Source organism: Streptococcus sp. 27098_8_73 (assembly GCF_041432495.1).
Taxonomy (GTDB): Bacteria; Bacillota; Bacilli; order Lactobacillales; family Streptococcaceae; genus Streptococcus.
On sequence record NZ_JAPVZT010000004.1, the window covers coordinates 12,266 to 31,305 of the forward strand.

Annotated in this window: 20 protein-coding genes and 3 tRNA genes; 11 read left to right on the top strand and 12 right to left on the bottom strand. The window is 38.4% G+C overall.

Annotated features, from left to right (window positions below; genetic code table 11):
• Positions 1 to 97 precede the first annotated feature (97 nt).
• The 4 genes from dnaN to O3651_RS03650 form a co-directional block, all read right to left on the bottom strand.
• Entirely contained in the window at positions 98 to 1,234 is a 1,137-nt protein-coding gene (dnaN, locus tag O3651_RS03635; RefSeq protein ID WP_015604157.1) for a DNA polymerase III subunit beta, read from the bottom strand.
• Between the two features lie 157 nt (positions 1,235 to 1,391).
• Positions 1,392 to 2,747: a chromosomal replication initiator protein DnaA gene (dnaA, locus tag O3651_RS03640; RefSeq protein WP_371609599.1), complete on the bottom strand. Its 1,356-nt coding sequence runs from the start codon at positions 2,745 to 2,747 to the stop codon at positions 1,392 to 1,394.
• A 212-nt stretch (positions 2,748 to 2,959) separates the two neighbouring features.
• Positions 2,960 to 3,721 (bottom strand): ParB/RepB/Spo0J family partition protein, encoded by a 762-nt coding sequence (locus O3651_RS03645; RefSeq protein WP_371609600.1) that lies wholly within the window; start codon positions 3,719 to 3,721, stop codon positions 2,960 to 2,962.
• A 62-nt stretch (positions 3,722 to 3,783) separates the two neighbouring features.
• Positions 3,784 to 4,962 carry a S1C family serine protease gene (locus O3651_RS03650; RefSeq protein ID WP_371609601.1) on the bottom strand — a complete coding sequence of 393 codons (1,179 nt, stop codon included), beginning with the start codon at positions 4,960 to 4,962 and terminating at the stop codon, positions 3,784 to 3,786.
• 202 nt (positions 4,963 to 5,164) lie between these two features.
• Between O3651_RS03650 and rlmH the strand changes: the two genes are divergently transcribed.
• The 9 genes from rlmH (at position 5,165) to sdaAA (ending at position 10,049) form a co-directional block, all read left to right on the top strand.
• On the top strand, positions 5,165 to 5,644 hold the full coding sequence (gene rlmH / locus O3651_RS03655; protein WP_371609602.1) for a 23S rRNA (pseudouridine(1915)-N(3))-methyltransferase RlmH: 480 nt from the start codon (positions 5,165 to 5,167) through the stop codon (positions 5,642 to 5,644).
• A gap of 43 nt (positions 5,645 to 5,687) precedes the next feature.
• Positions 5,688 to 5,761, top strand: a tRNA-Arg gene (locus O3651_RS03660).
• Between the two features lie 176 nt (positions 5,762 to 5,937).
• A complete protein-coding gene (locus O3651_RS03665; protein ID WP_045499896.1) occupies positions 5,938 to 6,063 on the top strand; it encodes a ComC/BlpC family leader-containing pheromone/bacteriocin in 126 nt (41 codons plus the stop codon).
• 22 nt (positions 6,064 to 6,085) lie between these two features.
• Entirely contained in the window at positions 6,086 to 7,411 is a 1,326-nt protein-coding gene (locus O3651_RS03670; RefSeq protein ID WP_371609603.1) for a sensor histidine kinase, read from the top strand.
• Positions 7,408 to 8,151: a competence system response regulator transcription factor ComE gene (gene comE, locus O3651_RS03675; protein ID WP_061909940.1), complete on the top strand. Its 744-nt coding sequence runs from the start codon at positions 7,408 to 7,410 to the stop codon at positions 8,149 to 8,151. Before O3651_RS03670 ends, comE begins: the two co-directional genes overlap by 4 nt.
• A gap of 62 nt (positions 8,152 to 8,213) precedes the next feature.
• A tRNA-Glu gene (locus O3651_RS03680) sits at positions 8,214 to 8,285 on the top strand.
• A gap of 5 nt (positions 8,286 to 8,290) precedes the next feature.
• Positions 8,291 to 8,364: transfer RNA gene (locus O3651_RS03685), tRNA-Asn, on the top strand.
• A 132-nt stretch (positions 8,365 to 8,496) separates the two neighbouring features.
• Positions 8,497 to 9,168, top strand: a complete 672-nt coding sequence (sdaAB, locus tag O3651_RS03690) for an L-serine ammonia-lyase, iron-sulfur-dependent subunit beta (RefSeq protein ID WP_045499905.1) — start codon at positions 8,497 to 8,499, stop codon at positions 9,166 to 9,168.
• Positions 9,169 to 9,176: 8 nt separating this feature from the next.
• A complete protein-coding gene (gene sdaAA / locus O3651_RS03695) occupies positions 9,177 to 10,049 on the top strand; it encodes an L-serine ammonia-lyase, iron-sulfur-dependent, subunit alpha (RefSeq protein ID WP_371609604.1) in 873 nt (290 codons plus the stop codon).
• A 57-nt stretch (positions 10,050 to 10,106) separates the two neighbouring features.
• Here the strand turns inward: sdaAA and O3651_RS03700 are convergent, their stop codons facing one another.
• From O3651_RS03700 to yfmF, 8 genes are all read right to left on the bottom strand, one after another.
• Entirely contained in the window at positions 10,107 to 10,766 is a 660-nt protein-coding gene (locus tag O3651_RS03700) for a LysM peptidoglycan-binding domain-containing protein (RefSeq protein WP_005591387.1), read from the bottom strand.
• 186 nt (positions 10,767 to 10,952) lie between these two features.
• The gene (locus tag O3651_RS03705) at positions 10,953 to 11,747 is read right to left on the bottom strand and encodes an energy-coupling factor transporter transmembrane protein EcfT (protein ID WP_371609605.1); all 795 of its coding nucleotides are present in this window, start codon (positions 11,745 to 11,747) and stop codon (positions 10,953 to 10,955) included.
• Entirely contained in the window at positions 11,740 to 12,579 is an 840-nt protein-coding gene (locus tag O3651_RS03710) for an energy-coupling factor ABC transporter ATP-binding protein (protein ID WP_371609606.1), read from the bottom strand. Before O3651_RS03710 ends, O3651_RS03705 begins: the two co-directional genes overlap by 8 nt.
• A complete protein-coding gene (locus O3651_RS03715) occupies positions 12,564 to 13,391 on the bottom strand; it encodes an energy-coupling factor ABC transporter ATP-binding protein (protein ID WP_371609607.1) in 828 nt (275 codons plus the stop codon). Before O3651_RS03715 ends, O3651_RS03710 begins: the two co-directional genes overlap by 16 nt.
• A 1-nt stretch (position 13,392) precedes the next feature.
• On the bottom strand, positions 13,393 to 13,932 hold the full coding sequence (gene pgsA / locus O3651_RS03720) for a CDP-diacylglycerol--glycerol-3-phosphate 3-phosphatidyltransferase (RefSeq protein ID WP_005592114.1): 540 nt from the start codon (positions 13,930 to 13,932) through the stop codon (positions 13,393 to 13,395).
• A 10-nt stretch (positions 13,933 to 13,942) separates the two neighbouring features.
• Complete coding sequence (gene rodZ / locus O3651_RS03725) at positions 13,943 to 14,758, bottom strand: cytoskeleton protein RodZ (protein WP_371609608.1); 816 nt, start codon at positions 14,756 to 14,758, stop codon at positions 13,943 to 13,945.
• 58 nt (positions 14,759 to 14,816) lie between these two features.
• Complete coding sequence (gene yfmH / locus O3651_RS03730; RefSeq protein ID WP_371609609.1) at positions 14,817 to 16,112, bottom strand: EF-P 5-aminopentanol modification-associated protein YfmH; 1,296 nt, start codon at positions 16,110 to 16,112, stop codon at positions 14,817 to 14,819.
• Entirely contained in the window at positions 16,112 to 17,359 is a 1,248-nt protein-coding gene (yfmF, locus tag O3651_RS03735) for an EF-P 5-aminopentanol modification-associated protein YfmF (protein WP_371609610.1), read from the bottom strand. Before yfmF ends, yfmH begins: the two co-directional genes overlap by 1 nt.
• Before the next feature lie 189 nt (positions 17,360 to 17,548).
• On the opposite strand from yfmF, the gene yaaA reads away from it, so the two are divergent.
• On the top strand, positions 17,549 to 17,938 hold the full coding sequence (gene yaaA / locus O3651_RS03740; protein ID WP_371609611.1) for a S4 domain-containing protein YaaA: 390 nt from the start codon (positions 17,549 to 17,551) through the stop codon (positions 17,936 to 17,938).
• Positions 17,939 to 17,941: 3 nt separating this feature from the next.
• A complete protein-coding gene (gene recF, locus O3651_RS03745; RefSeq protein WP_371609612.1) occupies positions 17,942 to 19,030 on the top strand; it encodes a DNA replication/repair protein RecF in 1,089 nt (362 codons plus the stop codon).
• Positions 19,031 to 19,040 lie beyond the last annotated feature (10 nt).

The following is a 19,040-nucleotide window of genomic DNA, read 5'->3' on the forward strand; positions in this document are numbered from 1 at the left end:
CTAGCTGTATTATATCACAAGTTTAGAATCAGCTGGCTTGTAAATGATCAAAATAAGACAAGGCGGATCGAGTCAGCCTTGTCTTAAATCTTATCTTCTAATTAGTACGGACTGGTGTGATCAGCTGGATAAAGTTTTCAGCATCTTCGCTTGGTACTAAAGTGAAAGGACGAACAGCTGAAATAAAGCTAATGGTCACCTTCTCACTATCGACTGCCTTTAGCGCTTCGATCAGGTAGGTAGGATTGAAGCTGATGGTCAAATCTTCTCCTGACACACTTTCTGTATCAATTTCTTCATTCACGCGTCCAACTTCTGGTGAATGGACATGAGCACTGACAATGCCCTTCACAATTTCCAATTTCACGGTTCCATTTTGAGTCGCATTGGACAGAAGACGAGACCGTTCCATGGCATGACGTAAATTATTGGTATTAAAGGTCACAACGCTTGAAAATTCTGTCGGAATCAGGCGGTCTGTGTCAGGATAGTTTCCTTCCAGCAGGCGTGTATAGAAGCTGATATTTTCACTTCTAAAGAGAAGTTGGTTATTGGCAAAGAAAACCTCTACTGTTTCAATTTCGTCTGTGAAAACAGCCGTAAATTCACGCAGAGAACGGCTAGGGATCACCACATCGAAGTCATCTCCCTTCTTGTCCAAAGTAATTTTCTTTTGGCTCATCCGGTGAGAGTCTGTCGCAACTGTTTTGAGGGATTGATTATCTGTCAAAACAAAATGAACACCCGTCAAAATAGGACGGCTTTCTTGCGTGCTAGCAGCAAAAGCTGTCTCATTGATGATATTTTTAAGGACTTTTGTTTCTAAAACCAAAGGATTGCTAGTAGAGACTTCTTGGATACGTGGGTATTGATCTGCATCTTTTCCTTTTAGCGTAATTTCTGATTTGCCGCTGGTAAGGACGATTTGTTTTTGCTCAATTTCTTTGAAATCAAGCACGATATCTGGCAAGCTAGAAATGACATTGATAAAGAAATTTGCTTCGAGGAGGATAGAACCTGGTGAAGTAATCAAGAGCCCAGCATTTTCATTTTGCACTGAAATAAAGTTTTCAATGGAAATTTGGCCATTTGAACCAATCAAGGTAATACCTTCTTTTGTCACATCAATTTTAACCGTTGATAAAATTGGAATAGCGTTTTTTGTACTGATAGCTCTTTTAGTTGTATTCAAAGCTTGTAGGAATAAATTTTTATTAATAGAGAAGTGAATCATAGGGACTCCTTTTATTATTTATGATTATGAAGTTAATAGTAATAGTAGTTCTTGTGGAAGCTGTGGAAAAATAGAACAAAGTATTTAAAATCAAGTTTTAAGACTTGTTCACAACCTGTGGAAAAAACTTTAGATTCGTTCAATCTTTTCCACACCCTTATTTTATCTTGTTTTTGATATTCTCGATTTCAAGTCGCAGGCTATCGTCAGTTTCGAGTCGGGTTTTGATTTTTCCATGTGCGTGAATGACTGTTGTGTGGTCTTTGCCACCAAATTCTCGCCCGATTTTGGGTAGGCTATTGTCTGTTAGTTCGCGGGCTAGATACATGGCCACTTGTCGAGCCAAAACGATATTTTGAACTCGACGACTTCCCTTCATTTCCTTGACACTGACACCATAGAAATTGCCGACCTCAGACTGGATTTTTTCAATCGGAATGACTGTCACCTGACTAGAGTCCTGCTTGCGAGCTCGAATAGCTTCAGCAGCAATGTCAATCGTAATTTCCTTGAGATTACGGACTCTTGCAATGAGCGTAATATCATTGAGCGCCCCTTCTAGGTCACGGACATTCGAGTCAAATTGTCCAGCGAGGTACTCCAATGTATCATTAGGGAAAATATAGTCAAGATTTTCGATTTTGTTTCTGAGGATGGCAATCCGCGTTTCAAAATCAGGTGGTGTAATATTTTGAGTGAGCCCCCATTTGAAGCGCGTGACCAAGCGTTCTTCCAAATTATCAAGATGATCTGGACTGCGGTCGCTGGTCAGCACAATCTGCTTGTTATCGCCGTGCAGGGCGTTAAACGTATTGAAGAATTCTTCCTGGGTAGAGACTTTTTTTCCGCCAAGAGACTGAATATCATCAATCAAGAGCAAATCCAAGCTCCGATAGATTTTTTTGAAATTATCCATGTCACCGAGCCTCAGATGCTCCAGAAAGTCATTGATAAAGGTTTCCGCTGGAATATATTTTACACGCGCATCAGGAATATTTTCTAAAATTTGATTGCCAATAGCATTTAGTAAGTGGGTTTTTCCTAGACCTGGTCCGCCATAGATAAATAGGGGATTATAGGTAGTTGCTAGATTTTCAGACACAGCCAAGGCTGCTGCTTTAGCCCAGATATTCCCGTCCCCTTGTACAAAATTATCAAATGTATATTTAGCTTTTAATCCAGTATCAATTGGCGGCAAACTTGGACGAAATGTAGCTTTTTCAGGTAGTTCTTCCAGCTGATATTTAGAAATACTGTCATGTCCTGTTTCTTCAAAGACGTATTTGGCCGTGATTTGATCGTTGAAAATTTCAAAGCCAGCTGTGAGAATAACGCCCACTAAGTTTTGTTCCCAAAATAGCTGTTTGACGGGGCTATCAAGAAAGATAGTGGCCTGATTATTTTCAATGGCTATCAATTTTGCTTCTGCAACAAAAAAATCATAGGTTGTTTGTTTGAGTTGAGCAGCGGAAAGTTCTAAAATTCTTCGCCAAAATTCTTGCTCTTTGGTCATTGCCTCCTCCTTTTCAAAAAATTATTCTCTATGTCGACTCTCATTTTAACATAAAAAGGCCAAGTTTTCCACAAGTTGTGGAGAAAAATTAACAATGTTTATAAGACTTATCCACAGATTGTGAATTGTCAGTAAAATCCCTATTTTTCAACATTTTAAGCTACTTTTAAAGGTGGAAAAGTCTGTTAGTTTGAAAAAAGAAAATAACAGCCCTATTTCAGGCTGTTTATAATTCTTTGATACTCTTCCTCATTTTCAAAAGGAATAATGATCTTTCCTTTTGAAGGATTTTTTAATTGAATGGAGACATTGAGCCCAAGGATTTTTTTTAGTTTTTCTTCTTCTGAATGGGAGAAAATTTCTTTGTTCTTTTTGTTCTTTGACTTTTTTTTCTTTTGTAATGAAAGTTCAAGAGCACGAACGGATAAATTATCTTGAATGATTTTGTCCAGCCAAAAGACTTGTTCTTCCTTTTTGAGTGGGATGAGGAGACGAGCGTGCCCTTGCGAAATCATTTCCTCTTTGACAGCGTCCATCATAAAAGCTGGTAGCTGTAACAAGCGGACAAGATTACTGATGTAAGGCCGAGATTTTCCCATGATTTTTGCAATTTCTTCATGGGTCAATCCTTTCTCAATCAGATGCTGATAGGATTCTGCTTCTTCGATTGGATTGAGGTCTTCCCTTTGCAAATTCTCGATGATGGCTTGCTTCATCATGTCATCGTCAGACAAGTCTTTAATAAGGGCAGGAATGTTTTCTAAGCCAGCAATCTTAGCAGCTCTGAATCGTCTTTCACCTGCTAAAATTTCGTAACCAAATAAGGAAGATTTTCTCAAAATAATGGGCTGGATAATTCCATTCTCTTTAATAGAAGCTGCCAATTCATTTATTTTCTCTTGAGAAAAGCTTTTTCTAGGTTGATAAGGATTTGTTCGAATGTCTTTTAGTGGTATGTATTGATAATTTTCCATTTGTATATAGCATAACACACCTTTACGATCGTGTAAAGGTGTGTTGACAATTATGTAAAGGCTTAGTTGTTACTTAAGTCTTGGGTTGATTTGGTCAATTTGATGGTTGTAGTAGCTTCTTTACCATCTCTAAAGTAAGTCACTTTCAGCTCATCTCCCAGAGAGTGTCTGTAGAGAGCAGATTGTAAATCACTGGTTGACTCAACATCCTTATCATCAACTTTTGTGATGACATCGTATTTCTGAAGTTTATTTTCAGCAGGCATTCCTTCTTGCACAGAGCGGACAAGGATACCTGATTTTACAGATGAAGGCAGGCGTAATTTTGCTAAGTCAGAAGTGGCGATATTGGATAAATCGAGCATTTGGATACCCAGAGCAGGACGAGTTACTGTTCCAGTTTTCTCTAATTGCTTGATGATATTGACAACATCGTTTGATGGAATTGCAAAGCCCATGCCTTCTACAGCAGTTTGACCATTGTGAGAGATTTTGCTGGACGTAATACCAATAACTTGCCCTTGGATATTGATGAGTGGACCACCAGAGTTACCAGGATTGATAGCAGCATCTGTTTGCAAGGCAGTAGTCGAAATATTTTGGCCGTCTTCAGATTGCAGAGTTACATTTCTACCCAAACTAGAGATGATCCCTTGTGTAACAGAGTTAGCGTATTCTGTTCCGAGAGGACTTCCGATGGCAATAGCAGTTTCTCCTACTGTCAGGGAGTTGGAATCTCCAAATTCAGCTACATCTTTCACCTTTTCAGAGCTAATTCTTACTACAGAAATATCAGAATAAACATCTGAACCCACTACTTCACCAGGAACCTTACTACCATCTGCTAGTAGAATATCGGGATTTTTTGCTCCATTTAGCACGTGAGTATTGGTAACAAGGTAGGCATATTTTCCTTCCTTCTTATAAATGACACCAGATCCCTCACTAGCTACTTGAGGATCACTGGTTGATTCATTATTGATCACTCCTTCCTGATTAGAACCGGTATAAGTAATCACCGATACAACTGCATTTTGTACCTTTTTTACAGCCTTTGTGGTGTCAGTTGTGTTTTTATAAGACGTTGATACAGTGGTCTTTGAGCTAGAAGGACTGATATTAGCTATTTTATTATTAACAAATGCAGTGGCTAAATTTCCTAGGCTTCCGCCAATAAATCCTACAACTAAAACAATAAAAAGCAACAAAAATTTTTTAAAGAAATTTGAAGCGTTTTTCATATTTTCCTCCTTGATTACAATTGATAAAATTATAGAAATCTATTCTTAATTATAACTTAAAATTCACAAGTTTTCCACAACTTGTGGAAAACTTATAAAAAATGTTGATAGAGGTTAGAAAATACATAGATCCAACAAGTTTTCCATAAAAAACTAATGTGAATAAAGTGTGAAATCCATGTGGATATGATAGAATGGAAATATGAAAATAAAGCTTGTAACCGTTGGAAAATTAAAAGAAAAGTATCTTAAGGATGGAATTGCTGAATATGCCAAACGCCTGAGTCGATTTTGTAAGTTAGAAATTGTGGAATTAGCAGACGAAAAAACACCAGATAAGGCCAGTGAGGTAGAAAATCAGCAAATCCTCGAAAAAGAAGGAAGTCGGATTTTAGCAAAAATCTCTGAACGAGAATTCGTAGTTGCTCTAGCTATTGAAGGAAAACAATTTCCTTCAGAAGAGTTTAGTTCGATCTTGAACGACATCACAGTCCGTGGCTTTTCTGATATTACATTTGTTATTGGCGGCAGCTTGGGGCTGTCTCCTGCTGTCAAAAAAAGAGCTAATCTACTGATGAGTTTTGGAAAATTGACCCTGCCCCATCAACTGATGCGCCTTGTTTTGGTAGAGCAGATTTACCGTGCTTTCATGATTCAACAGGGAAGTCCTTACCATAAGTAAATCTTGACGATACTAGATTTTTCTGATAGAATGAAAAGGTATCGGTCTCATAGCTCAGCTGGATAGAGCATTCGCCTTCTAAGCGAACGGTCGCAGGTTCGAATCCTGCTGGGATCATAATATACATTACTCAGACACGAAAAATTTCGTGTTTTTTTATTATATTTTTGAGAAAACGACATTTCAGGAATAAAAAATGACATTTCAGGGAAAGATGACAGATTATTTTAAATTTTATTTATAATAGATCTTGTAAGGTAACACTTACGAAAAAATGTTTAGGAGAATCTAATATGAAAAATACTCAGAAAAACTTTAAAACAATCGCTCAATTCCCAGCCTTGAATGAAAAAGAACTTAAAGAAGTTCTTGGAGGAGATTTTAGAAAGATAGGCCTTCCTCGAATTATTTTTAAGTAAAGGAAGTAATTAGGAGATAAAAATGATATTCAACTTCATTTTATGGTTTATATGTGAATTAATAGAAATTTTTGCAATTGTAAAAATATATAAAAAAGTAGAAAGTAAAGTGAAATCTAGATTTTACTTTATTTGTCTTTGTATTTTTACGGTTATTATTGCTCCTTTAGCATCTCTGATTAATTTATTACTCTATTACATCATCTTAATGGTGCAACCTTTCCTTTTTTATGCTTATTTTTATAAGAAAGAAAAGTTGCCTAATTATCTTTCTTTATTTTTATCTTTTTTCCTTTATTTAGCAACTCAGGCTTCGTCTACCTTTTTTTCAGTTATTATTTCATCCATTACAGGGGATCAATTTGTAAAAAGTAATTGGGCTATATTTTATATCACGATAAACAGTATCTCTGTTTTGTTTATGCTAAAATCCATTGATTATTTTGAATTTCAACTGAGAGATTTTAAAGACTCTTCCTTTAAAAAGACAGTTCAAAAGATTAATATTTATTATTTTCTAACGATCCTCATATTAAATGTTTCTCATTGGTTAAGTGAAGACGATCATTTTAATAGTTTTAGCAGTATGCTAGCGACTATTTGTTTCTTGATCTTTATGACGACTCTTTTCTATTTGAAGGCGATTCGGGAAAAGTATGAAAAAGAAGAGGAGATTCGACAAAGAGAATTGGAACAGTTGCAGCTGCAGCAATATACAGATGAAATTGTTTCTCTCTATAATGAAATTCGTGGTTTTCGTCATGATTATGCCGGCATGCTGACTAGCTTTCAGACGGCCATCAATACGCAAGATATCAAGGAAATTGAAAAAATATATCAAGAAGTCTTAGTTGATGCAAATTTAAAATTACGCTCGGATAAATACACCTATTTTGATTTGAATAATGTTGGTGACTCAGCTCTTCGAAGCGTTATGACGGAGACTTTATTCAAGGCGCGTGAACACCAGATTGATTTAACATTCGAAGTCAAAGATCCTGTTGAGAAATTACCGATTAAGCTATTAGATGTGGTAAGAATGGCTAGTATATTACTAAACAATGCTGTTGAAGGCGCAATCGAAAGCTATGAAAAAATGATTCATGTGACTTTAGTTCAACTCGATACGGAGATTATTTTTGTTGTAAAAAATTCCCGCAAGCAAAGAAAATTAGATTTAGAAGAAATTTATGAACCAGAGTTCTCAACGAAAGGTTATCGAAGAGGCCTAGGTTTAAATAATCTGAAAGAAATTTTAGAGAATTATGAATATATCATGCTAGATACAGAAATAAATAAGTATGATTTCACCCAAGTATTAACAATTAAAAGAAGGAATAGTTTATGAGAATCTTAGCATTAGAAGATACCTTAGCCCACCAACTCCGCATGGAAAAAACTTTAGCAGAGATTGCTGAAGAAATGGGTCTCGATATCCAGGTAAAAATCACAGGAAAAATTCAGGAATTTAAGGACTACGTCGAAAATGAAGATGTCAATCAGATTTATTTTCTGGATATCGATATTAAAGGGGAAGAGACCAAAGGACTGGAGGTCGCTCGTTTTATTCGTCATCATAATCCATATGCTATTATTGTCTTTGTAACTTCAAAATCAGAGTTTGCGACCATGACCTTTAAATATAAAGTGTCTGCTCTTGATTTTATTGACAAGGATATTAACGATGATTCGTTTAAAAAACGTATCAAAGATTGTATCATTTATACGAAAAACACCTTAATTACAAACACCAACATGGTTGATTACTTTGAATACAGCTATCGAGGCAATGATGTGCGCGTGCCATTTAATGATATTTTGTATATCGAAACCTCAAGCTCCTCTCATAAGTTACGGATGGTCGGAAAAAACTTTATAAAAGAATTTTATGGAACGATTGCCAGTGTTCAAGAACAGGATGAGAAAACCCAACGTTTCTTTGCTTCCCATAAATCTTTCTTAGTCAATATCGATAATATCTGTGATTATGATAAGAAAACAAAGGAAATTATATTTTATGAAGGCCGCCGTTGCCCTGTTTCTAGGCTAAGAACGAAACATTTAAAAGAAATTTTAAAAAATAAATAAAAAACTGTTGACAAAGATTCAAAACCTGATATAATAGAATATGTTCTGAAAAGAACATAGATGGTCCGTTGGTCAAGGGGTTAAGACACCGCCTTTTCACGGCGGTAACACGGGTTCGAATCCCGTACGGACTATACTATCCGCCATAGCTCAGTTGGTAGTAGCGCATGACTGTTAATCATGATGTCGTAGGTTCGAGTCCTACTGGCGGAGTAAAAGAGTTTCAGGTATGCGAATTACCAATAATGAAAAGAGGACAATTGTCCTCTTTTTTTGTATGATATCAGGCAGAAATTTGATAAGTTTGATATAATAATTTTAGAAAATATGTTCAAGAGGTTTCTTATGAAATCATTAAAATTTCAGTCTGTTTTTGACATTATCGGGCCTGTCATGATTGGTCCTTCCAGCAGTCATACTGCAGGGGCTGTGCGTATCGGTAAGATCGTATCCTCTATTTTTGATGATACACCAACCGAGGTTGAATTCCAGCTTTTTAATTCCTTTGCAAAGACTTATCGCGGGCATGGAACAGATTTGGCTCTGGTAGCAGGTATTTTAGGAATGGATACGGATGATCCTGAAATTCCTAACAGCCTTGAAATTGCCCATAAACGCGGTATCAAGATTGTCTGGACTATTCAGAAAGATAGCAATGCTCCTCATCCAAATACGACAAAAATCACGGTTAAAAACGCCCATAAAAGCATCAGTGTAACGGGTGTGTCTATCGGTGGTGGAAATATTCAGGTGACCGAGTTAAATGGCTTCTCAGTCTCTCTCAGTATGAATACGCCAACCATTATCATCGTTCACCAAGATGTTCCAGGTATGATTGCCCATGTAACAGAGGCTCTGTCCCGCTACAATATTAATATTGCTCAAATGACAGTGACTAGAGAAAAAGCGGGTGAGAAAGCGATTATGATTATTGAGGTAGATAGTCGTAGTTGCGAAGAGGCTATCGAAGAGATTCGGAAAATCCCCCATCTCCATAATGTCAATTTCTTTAAATAGGAGAAGAGATGTTTTATTCAATAAAAGAATTGGTTGAGCAGGCTGATTTAGATTTTAATGGCAATGTCGCTGAATTAATGATTGCGACCGAGTACGAATTGACAGGTCGAGAAAGAGACGAAGTTTTACGTCTGATGAGTCGGAATCTTGAGGTGATGAAAGCCTCAGTTCTTCTTGGGCTTGATGAGAGTAAGTCTCGCAGCGGATTGACCGGTGGAGACGCAGCCAAGCTACACTATTATATCCAGTCGGGGAAGGCCTTGTCAGATTATACTGTGCTGACTGCTACAAAAAATGCTATTGCTGTCAATGAGCACAACGCTAAAATGGGGCTGGTTTGTGCAACTCCTACGGCTGGCAGTGCTGGTTGCTTACCAGCCGTGCTTACATCAGCGATTGAAAAATTAGATTTAACAGAGGAGCAGCAATTAGACTTTTTGCTGGCTGCTGGTGCTTTTGGCTTGGTTATTGCGAATAACGCTTCTATTTCCGGTGCAGAAGGAGGCTGTCAAGCTGAGGTGGGCTCTGCTTCTGCTATGAGCGCAGCTGCCCTGGTTTTGGCTGCTGGTGGCTCTGCTTTTCAGGCGAGTCAAGCTATCTGTTTTGTCATCAAAAATATGCTGGGCTTGATTTGTGACCCAGTAGCTGGTTTGGTAGAAGTTCCTTGTGTCAAGCGAAATGCCATGGGAGCCAGCTATGCCTTCATCGCAGCGGACATGGCTTTGGCCGGAATCGAGTCTAAAATCCCTGTTGACGAAGTCATTGATGCTATGTACCAAGTAGGCTCTAGCCTGCCTACTGCTTTCAGGGAAACGGCTGAAGGAGGGCTAGCTACAACTCCTACAGGCCGTAGACTTTCAAAAGAAATTTTTGGAGAATAAATAGTATCTTTGAGTAAGAAAAAATGACTAAATATGTTTAGTCATTTTTTTATTATTTTAGTAAGCCCAAGCAGATAGTCCTTGTGCACTGTAAGCACGGTAAGCTGCTTGAATTTGATCTTCAACAGTTGCAGTAGATCCCCAACCTGGCATTGTTTGGAAAAGACCACTTGCTCCTGATGGGTTGTAGGCATCGACTTGTCCGTTAGATTCGCGAGCAATAATATTTTCCCACGTAGATGCAGACACTCCTGTCATTTCAGCCATACGAGCAGCTGCGTAAGAACCTACAGCACCTGGAGTATTACCATTTGCGAGTACGACGTCTGATGAATAGGCAGAGTAGTCTGAAGTTGCAGTAACTGCAGGAGTTTCTGTCGTTACTGGAGTTTCCGTAGCTACTGGGGCAGCTGGAGTTACTGGAGCTGGGACTGCTGGTGTCGCTGGTGAAACAGCAGGTGCTGATGTTGTTTGTTTTGCAACATCTTTCAAATCACCTAATTCCAAAACTTGTCCAGTCATGATAAAATCTGGATTTGAAATTTTGTTTAATTCTACCAAACGTTCAACAGTTGTTTTTTTACTTTCAGCGATTTCTGATAGGGTATCTCCAGCTTTTACTGTATAAGATTCAGCACTAGCAACAATAGTTGATGCAAATAGTGTTGCTGTAGCAATCGTTCCTGCTAGAGTCAATTTTTTCACTTTCATACTCATTTTAAAAGTTTTCTCCTTTAGTTATAATACTATCATACACATTAAATATTACTAAAAGATTACATTTTAAGTACGAATATTACAAAAATATTGAGATTTACACATAAAAATATTATTTTAAAAGGATTTTTAGTCTATTTCATTAGATCTCTAACAAAAATATTGATATCAAACTTATACTATTCTTTATTTTTTAAAGATAAAGAGTAAGATACCGATCAGGAAAATAGAGAGAAGAGCCAGATTGTCAATCATTTTCCAAGAAAGTTGTCGATAGCGGCTTCTTCCTTCACCACCACTATAGCCACGCGCTTCCATTGCGATAGCTAAGGCATCTGCCCGTTTGAAACTAGAAGCAAATAAGGGAATTAAGATTGGAATGATTGATTTAACCTTTTGAACAATCGTTCCTTCGCCAAAATCAACTCCTCGAGCCCTCTGAGCGTTCATAATTCTCGTAGTGTCATCCATTAAAGTCGGTACGAAACGTAGGCTCATGGAGAGCATGAGGCCAATTTCATGCGTAGGAACTTTAAAGACTTTGAGTGGCTTCAGTAGAGCTTCCACTGCATCTGAAAGGCTGAGTGGTGTTGTGGTTAAGGTCAGAAGGGTTGAAAAGAAGATAATCAAAACAAAACGGCTAAAGATAATCCCCGCTTGAGAAAGACCAAATTCTGTAATTTTAATGAAACCAAATTGGAAAAGTACCTTGCCTCCCCCCGTCAGAAAGAGCTGGAAGAGGGTAGTAAAGGCAATAATGAACACCATTGATTGAATGCCCTTTAGAAAGAAGGTCAAAGGAACTTTTGAGAGAAAAATCAGAGTAAAAACGAAAGCAAATAGCAGCAAATTAGTGATGAGATTGTTGGCCCAGAAAATTAATAAGATGAAGAAGAACATGGCCACCAATTTACTGCGCGGATCCAATCGATGGATGACCGAATTTCCTGGGATATACCGTCCTAAAATCAATTTATCCATGTAGCATCTCCTTAAATTCCTCAATTGTAATTGGATAATGAGAAAATTTCATTCCTTTTTCAGCTAATTCTTGGGCAAATTTCGTGATTTTAGGCACTCCTAGCTGAATCTTTTCCATAAAATCGACATCTTGAAAAATCTGAGCAGGCTGACCGTTTTTGACGACACGCCCCTTTTCCAACACATAGACTGTATCGGCAAAATTCGCTACATCATCCATTAAATGAGTTACAAGAACAATGGTCATTCCAGCTTGATGCAGTTTTTTAAAGAGTTCCATCAATTCTTTGCGTCCTGCTGGATCAAGTCCGGCAGTTGGTTCATCTAACACCAAGATATCAGGTTCCATTGCTAGAATTCCAGCAATAGCGACCCTTCTCATCTGCCCACCAGAAAGTTCAAAAGGACTGCGGCCAAACAATTCTTCAGAAATGCCGACAAGTCTTAATTTTTCACGCGCTAAAGCCTCGGCTTCTTCCTTAGAGACCCCAAAATTTTGTGGGCCAAAGGCCACATCTTTCAAAACAGTCTCATCAAAAACTTGACTTTCAGCAAACTGAAACACCAAACCAACCTGTTTACGAACTTGTTTGATGTCCTTGTTGACGGAATTTGAAGTAATGGTAACATTGTTGACTTGCACGCTGCCCTCACTCGGAGTCAGCAAGCCATTCAAGAGCTGTAAAATGGTTGATTTTCCGCTGCCAGTGTGTCCAATCAAAGCCGTATAGCTGCCATCTTTGATTTCCAAATCAACTTCAAAAAGCGCTGGACCCTCAAATGGAGTTCCAGCCTGATAGGTATAACTGACTTTATTTAGAATAATTCCCATAATTGTTCCTGCAATTCTTTTTCAGTTAAATAGGTTTCTGGCAGAGTTAGTCCAGTTTGAATCATGGCAGCTTTGACCTGGTTGACAAATGGTTGATCCAAGCCTAAGTCTTCCAAATCAGGTCTGGAAAAGAGTTTTCTTGGTGTAGCAGTTGACTCAACCTGACCATTTTTCATAACAAGGACACGGTCACTCAGCGAAATCTCGTCCAAATCGTGGGTAATAGAGATGACTGTTAGCTGATTCTTATCTTTAATGTCCTTGACAGTCCGAATCAATTCCAGTCGTCCTTCTGGGTCTAACATACTGGTTGCTTCATCCAAGATGATAATATCTGGCTGGAGCGCGACTACGCCAGCAATAGCGACTCTTTGCTTCTGTCCACCAGAAAGTCGAGCAGGTTCTCTCTCCTTAAAATTCTGCATGCCGACTAGCTCCAGAGCTTCATGGACGCGTTTCACCATCATGGGATAATCCATGCCTTGATTTTCCAGACCAAATGCAACGTCGTCTTCAACAGTGGCTCCAACAAACTGATTATCAGGATTCTGAAAGACCATGCCGATTTGGCGACGTTTTTCCCAAACATTATCAGCCGTCAATTTATCTCCAGAAATGATGATATCGCCACTCTCGGCTTCTAAAAGACCGTCAATCAAACGAACCGTAGTCGATTTTCCGCTGCCATTGTGGCCGACAATAGATATCCATTCTCCTTGTTTCACGTGAAACGAGACATCTTTCAAAATATAATCTTCAGACTTATGGTCATAGCGATAACTAAGATTTTTTACTTCAATGATATTTTCCATATTATTTAAATGTATCTTTAAAGAGATAGGCACTGCCCTTGAAATAATCATAGCCAGAATAAATAGTGAAAATCAGGGCTATGTAAAGGAGAATCTGACCGAGTAAAGTCCAATGGAGCAGAAGAAAGAGGATGGCAAACATCTGCGTGAAAGTCTTGATCTTGCCTGGCATAGCGGCCGCTAGAACTGTTCCGCCAGTTTCTACCAAGAGGAGTCTCAAACCAGTGACGGCCAGCTCTCGGCAAATGATGATAGCTACCACCCAAGCAGGAGCCATTTTCATTTCAATCAGCATGATAAAAGCGGACATAACCAGCAGTTTATCGGCCATAGGATCGGCAAATTTTCCAAAATTGGTCACGACTTGCCACTTGCGCGCCAGATAGCCATCCAGGTAGTCTGTGATGCTGGCAAGGGCGAAAATGATTCCAGCTAGGATATGCATGGCTGGCGAATGCCCAAAAGTCAAAATCAAAATAAAGATTGGAATTAAGGCAATTCTGGCAAGGGTTAAAGCGTTGGGGATATTTTCTTTTTTCATCATTCTTCCTTTATGATTCAATTGTAAGGGTAATTATAGCACTGTCGCTGGTCAAGGTAGATAGGTCTATTTTCTGACTGCCGACAGTGACAGTGACGCCTTTCACAACTCCTAGAGTAATTGTATAAGTTGTATTGGGAGAGAGTGTCACTGTTTGGCTTGATTGGGTTGGAGTAAGGGTTGTACCTGCTGCCAGGTCTGTATTTGTCACACTAATCCAGCTTGAGGTATTGCTTGCTGAGATTGTTAACTGAGTAGTTTGCGACTCGCCACGATATTTTACAGTTAAATAGTTTCCTTCTCCAGTGACTTCCAGCTTTTCTTTTGTTGAGCTAGAGTCTGTTGTGGAAGTCTCAGGTGGAGTTGAACTATCTTCGATACTTGAGCTCGAGACGAGGCTGTAACTATCGGAGCTGGCAAACTGCGGAGTAGTTGTATTTGCATATTGCCAAACGTAATAGGTGACAAAAATAATGATAGACAAGGCAACTACTAGGAAATAAAAGAGCGGAAGAGAGAAAGAACGATTTTTATATTTTCTACTTCGAAATTCCTCGTTTTCAGCTAATTCAATTTCGTCATAAACGACAGTATTATCTGTGTCGTATGCCTCCAATAGAATCTGCTCGTCTAAATCCAGAGCCCAAGCGTATTTTCGTAGCAGGCTACGGACGTAAAAGGCATTTGGAAATTTCTCGTATTGATTGTTTTCAAGAGCCTTTAGATAGTCAGTTTTTATATCTGTTTTTTTGGCTACATCTGCTAAAGTAAGTTTCTGATTTACTCGAGCAAGTCTGAGTACCTCTCCTATCGTTTTTTTTCTCATACGGATAGTCCTTTTCTCTTAGACATTATTCTAACAAAATTTTGAAATAAACTTGGAACTATTTTGGGAAAATAGTAAAATCTGTCATATCACACTGGTCGATAAAGCGACGTCCGACTTTTAAGACGTCATTTAAAGTGATATCCTGTAAAATCTTAGGTAAATCAAAAAGATTCTCCCCTTTTAAATGCGGTTCATATTGGGTTGCCATGTATTCAAGAGAATTTAGCCCATGCAGCAGATCTCCAAACATTTCACTTTTAATCGTATCTAGGTGTGTTTCTGTGACATCTGGATCCTGAGCAAACTTCCGGATGGTTGAGCGGAATTGATGAGAAATCCCTACTGGTTCCTGCGTGTCCATAGTTAGGATGACAAAGTGGAAATCCTTTTCCACCTCTACTTCAAGAGTGAGCGAATTGTCAATCTTGCCATTTTCATACAGGGTCTGGAAACGCTTGGAAGTCCAACCAAACATCATAGCAAAAAGCAATTTCAGGGCAATTTTATAGCGATAAAGCTCCGTATCCTGTATCATATCTTTCCCACGAATACCGATTGCCAACTTAGGACTGGCAACTTCCATCCGACTAGTAGCGGTTGGAATCACAGGCTGTAAGCTGAGAGGCTCTTTTTCAATTGTTTCAGTTAATAATTTAGGAGATAAGGTCTCTTGTACTTTGACGATGTCTTCAAAAGTGGACTCCAAATCAAAATTACCAATGACAAATAAAGTCATATTGGACGGACGGTAGAAAAGCTCAAAGTTCTCTGTCAGATCTTCCACAGTAATATCCATGATTGACTCTGTCGTTCCGGCGATATCTTCTGCTAGTGGAGTTTGAGGATAGAGATTACTCAAAGCACCAAAGAAGAGTCGATAATCTGGATCGTCTTGGTACATTTCGATTTCTTGCTGGATAATTCCTTGCTCACGCTGAACAGATGCTTCTGAAAAATTGGCTTGGGAAACGAGTTCCTGCAACAGCTTCAGATTTTCTGCTACACAGTTTGTCGTAGAAAACAGATAGCTGGTCCGTGTAAAGCTTGTAAAGGCATTACTTTCTGCGCCAAATTTAGTAAATTCCAGCAGCAAATCCTCGCCATTTTCACGTTCGAATAATTTGTGCTCCAAAAAATGCGCAATCCCTGCTGGATAATGAGAGACTTGCTTTGTTTCACGTGAAACAACCTTAGTATCAACAGAGCCAAAATGTGTTGAGATGATGCCGTAGGTTTCATTAAAATCATTTTTAGGGAGTAGGTAAACCTGCAATCCATTTGCTAGCACCGCCCGATAGATGCTTTCTCCCACGGCTATATAATTGATTTTTTCTAAACCTGGATTCTGCATTATTTCCCTTCCATAAAGTAAATCGCCTGTAATTTCAATTGCTGGGCTGCCTCTATAAGATCAGCTTTGCTGACATTTTCTAATGCTTTCAGCCAAGCCTCTAGTGACAGAAATTTTTTCCCTAGAACAGAGGACATGTAAGCACGCTCAATCAAGGTGTTTTGTCGATCCTGAGCCAGAAGTATCGAATTTTTCAGCATATTCTTGGTTTGTTCAAGTTCTTCATCTGTGAAATGCCCCCGCTTCAAATCTAGAATTTGTCGGTTGATTAAAGCGATGGTCTTTGTCCGATTTGCTCGGTCAATTCCAGCATAGATTCGCATCAAACCAGAAAAAATATCAAAATTACTAGAAATGGTGTAAGCCAAACTCTCTTTTTCTCGAACATTGACAAAGAGTTTGGAGTGAGCAAATCCTCCTAATAACCCATTCAAAACAATCAGTGGCAGATGGCTGCGATCCCCATATTGACTAGAAAAATGGTAGGCCAGTTCAACAATCGACTGATGCACATCTCGCTGCTCCAGCTTTTCTCTAGTTATATTTGAATAGTTTTGCTGGTAGCTAAGCTGTAAAGGCTGCTCTCGCTCAGAAAACTGGAATTCTTGGATTTTCTCACGAACAGCAATCTCATTGAAATCACCGATGAAGAAAAAATCAATTTGATCCTGATTTAGCATTTGCTGAAAAGAAGCAAAACTAGTTTCAGCTGTTTCTTTTTCTACTAGCTCGATTGTTCCTACGCGCGGAATCCGCATTTCTGGTAAATCGTAAAATAAATTATTTAACTCTCTGTGAGCATGGTAGAAATGATTCTCAATTTCAGCTTCCAAGTCTGTTAAAACATTTCTCTTTTCAATCTCAAAAGTTTTGGTATCAAAAGCCTGTCCATTTGACAGAGGAAAAAAGAGACTAGCCTTCAAAAAATCTAGTATTTCATCTGCCAACATATTTTTACGGCTCAAGAATTGATCCCGCACGAAAGAAAGATTGATATCCAGATAATGCACTAATCCCCGTCGTGAAAGGCTTGTCGAGTAGTTAGCACCGTATAAATTCGCTAATTTTTCTCGAAAGGCTTGCGATGTTGGATAAAGGGCATTTGAAGTTTCCAGCATACTAGCCGTAAGAACCCGCCCAGCTATTGTTTTTTCAGACATAGGAGCTGAAAATCGCACTTTAATTTTATTGGTTTTAAATTTTTCTGACTGAATGAAGTGAAGATGTACTCCTTTTATGATTTCCATTGCGCTCCTCATACCGAATAATATAGACTTCTATTATAACACGAAATGCCGTTTAATGCTTTGTAAGGAACGGCATTTTTAGAGATTAAAGCGTTTTCTATTTTTCTAGTAAAACTTGTCCTTGAATGAGACTACCACAGAACAGTTTCTGCTTAAATTATGATATAATGACAAGGATTGAGGTGAAATATGGAATATAAATTATTTGACGAATACATTACTCTACAGGCTCTCTTAAAAGAAGTCGGTATTATTCAAAGTGGCGGAGCAATCAAGTCCTTTTTAGCAGATCATCAGGTCTTTTTTAACGGTAAATTAGAAAATCGACGAGGAAAAAAACTTAGAATTGGAGATGTCGTCTCTCTTCCAGATCAGCAACTGGAGATCATCCTCTTTGCCCCAAGTCAGGAGGAAATCCTTGAACATCAAGAGGAGCAAGCAGAGAAAAAAAGAGTGGCAGACTTGGTTAAAGCCATGAATAAGGACTTGAAAAAATCTCAACCAGCAAAAAAAGAACAGAAGAAAAGAAAGCCCGAGCAGAGAAGCAAAAAAGGACCTGTTCGCTTTCCAGGAACTTAAGCCATGTGGTTAAAAACGCTGAAAATTAAACATTTTCGTAATTACCAAGCTGCAGAGGTTGATTTTGATCCTGGCCTTAATATCTTTCTGGGGCAAAATGCACAGGGGAAAACCAATATTCTAGAAGCCATCTATTTTTTAGCCCTTACTCGCAGTCACCGGACACGAACCGATAAGGATTTGATTCATTTTCAAGAGAAAAATCTTCAAATTTCAGGAATCATTGAAAAAACAACGGGTAAAATCCCACTTGACATAGAGTTGACACCAAAGGGGAGAATCACCAAAATAAATCATTTAAAACAAGGGAAACTATCAGATTATATAGGGGTTGTCAACGTTGTCTTATTTGCTCCAGAAGATTTACAGCTCATTAAAGGCGCCCCTGCTTTACGCAGAAAATTTATTGATATTGAGCTTGGGCAAATCAAGCCCATCTATCTTTCTGACTTGTCTAACTATAATCATGTACTCAAGCAAAGAAATGCCTATCTTAAGGCCAATGACAAGGTAGATGAAACCTTTTTCTCTGTTCTAGATGAGCAACTGATTGATTTTGGTTGTCGTGTCATGCAACATCGTTTAGACTTTATTGAAAAGCTAGAAGGTTTTGCTCAGGAAAGCCATAGCGATATTTCTCAAGGGAAAGAGAATTTGACAATCAAGTATTTGTCATCTGTTCCGTTTTCACGTCTCGAAGATTTGGAAGCTTCTTTTCGATCAGCCTTATCAGAAAGTCGTAGACGAGACCTTTTCAAAAAAAATACTGGTGTTGGACCTCATCGAGATGATATTAACTTTTTTATCAATGATATGGATGCCGGATTTGGTAGCCAAGGCCAGCACCGTAGTGTTGTTCTATCTCTCAAGTTAGCTGAAATCAAACTAATCGAAAGTCTTACAAAAGATACGCCGATATTATTGCTTGACGATGTAATGAGCGAACTTGACAATATGCGTCAATTAAAATTGCTAGAAACTATCTCTCAAAATATCCAGACTTTCATCACGACAACCAGCTTAGATCACTTACATAATCTACCAGATGATATTAATATTTTTCAGATAAGTCAAGGCGTAATTAAGAAATAAGAAAATGTAG

Bases quoted from the DNA above. Each gene is read 5' to 3' on its own strand.
- dnaN (WP_015604157.1), bottom strand. From the start codon at position 1,234: ATGATTCACTTCTCTATTAATAAAAATTTATTCCTACAAGCTTTGAAT.
- dnaA (WP_371609599.1), bottom strand. From the start codon at position 2,747: ATGACCAAAGAGCAAGAATTTTGGCGAAGAATTTTAGAACTTTCCGCT.
- O3651_RS03645 (WP_371609600.1), bottom strand. From the start codon at position 3,721: ATGGAAAATTATCAATACATACCACTAAAAGACATTCGAACAAATCCT.
- O3651_RS03650 (WP_371609601.1), bottom strand. From the start codon at position 4,962: ATGAAAAACGCTTCAAATTTCTTTAAAAAATTTTTGTTGCTTTTTATT.
- rlmH (WP_371609602.1), top strand. From the start codon at position 5,165: ATGAAAATAAAGCTTGTAACCGTTGGAAAATTAAAAGAAAAGTATCTT.
- O3651_RS03665 (WP_045499896.1), top strand. From the start codon at position 5,938: ATGAAAAATACTCAGAAAAACTTTAAAACAATCGCTCAATTCCCAGCC.
- O3651_RS03670 (WP_371609603.1), top strand. From the start codon at position 6,086: ATGATATTCAACTTCATTTTATGGTTTATATGTGAATTAATAGAAATT.
- comE (WP_061909940.1), top strand. From the start codon at position 7,408: ATGAGAATCTTAGCATTAGAAGATACCTTAGCCCACCAACTCCGCATG.
- sdaAB (WP_045499905.1), top strand. From the start codon at position 8,497: ATGAAATCATTAAAATTTCAGTCTGTTTTTGACATTATCGGGCCTGTC.
- sdaAA (WP_371609604.1), top strand. From the start codon at position 9,177: ATGTTTTATTCAATAAAAGAATTGGTTGAGCAGGCTGATTTAGATTTT.
- O3651_RS03700 (WP_005591387.1), bottom strand. From the start codon at position 10,766: ATGAGTATGAAAGTGAAAAAATTGACTCTAGCAGGAACGATTGCTACA.
- O3651_RS03705 (WP_371609605.1), bottom strand. From the start codon at position 11,747: ATGGATAAATTGATTTTAGGACGGTATATCCCAGGAAATTCGGTCATC.
- O3651_RS03710 (WP_371609606.1), bottom strand. From the start codon at position 12,579: ATGGGAATTATTCTAAATAAAGTCAGTTATACCTATCAGGCTGGAACT.
- O3651_RS03715 (WP_371609607.1), bottom strand. From the start codon at position 13,391: ATGGAAAATATCATTGAAGTAAAAAATCTTAGTTATCGCTATGACCAT.
- pgsA (WP_005592114.1), bottom strand. From the start codon at position 13,932: ATGAAAAAAGAAAATATCCCCAACGCTTTAACCCTTGCCAGAATTGCC.
- rodZ (WP_371609608.1), bottom strand. From the start codon at position 14,758: ATGAGAAAAAAAACGATAGGAGAGGTACTCAGACTTGCTCGAGTAAAT.
- yfmH (WP_371609609.1), bottom strand. From the start codon at position 16,112: ATGCAGAATCCAGGTTTAGAAAAAATCAATTATATAGCCGTGGGAGAA.
- yfmF (WP_371609610.1), bottom strand. From the start codon at position 17,359: ATGGAAATCATAAAAGGAGTACATCTTCACTTCATTCAGTCAGAAAAA.
- yaaA (WP_371609611.1), top strand. From the start codon at position 17,549: ATGGAATATAAATTATTTGACGAATACATTACTCTACAGGCTCTCTTA.
- recF (WP_371609612.1), top strand. From the start codon at position 17,942: ATGTGGTTAAAAACGCTGAAAATTAAACATTTTCGTAATTACCAAGCT.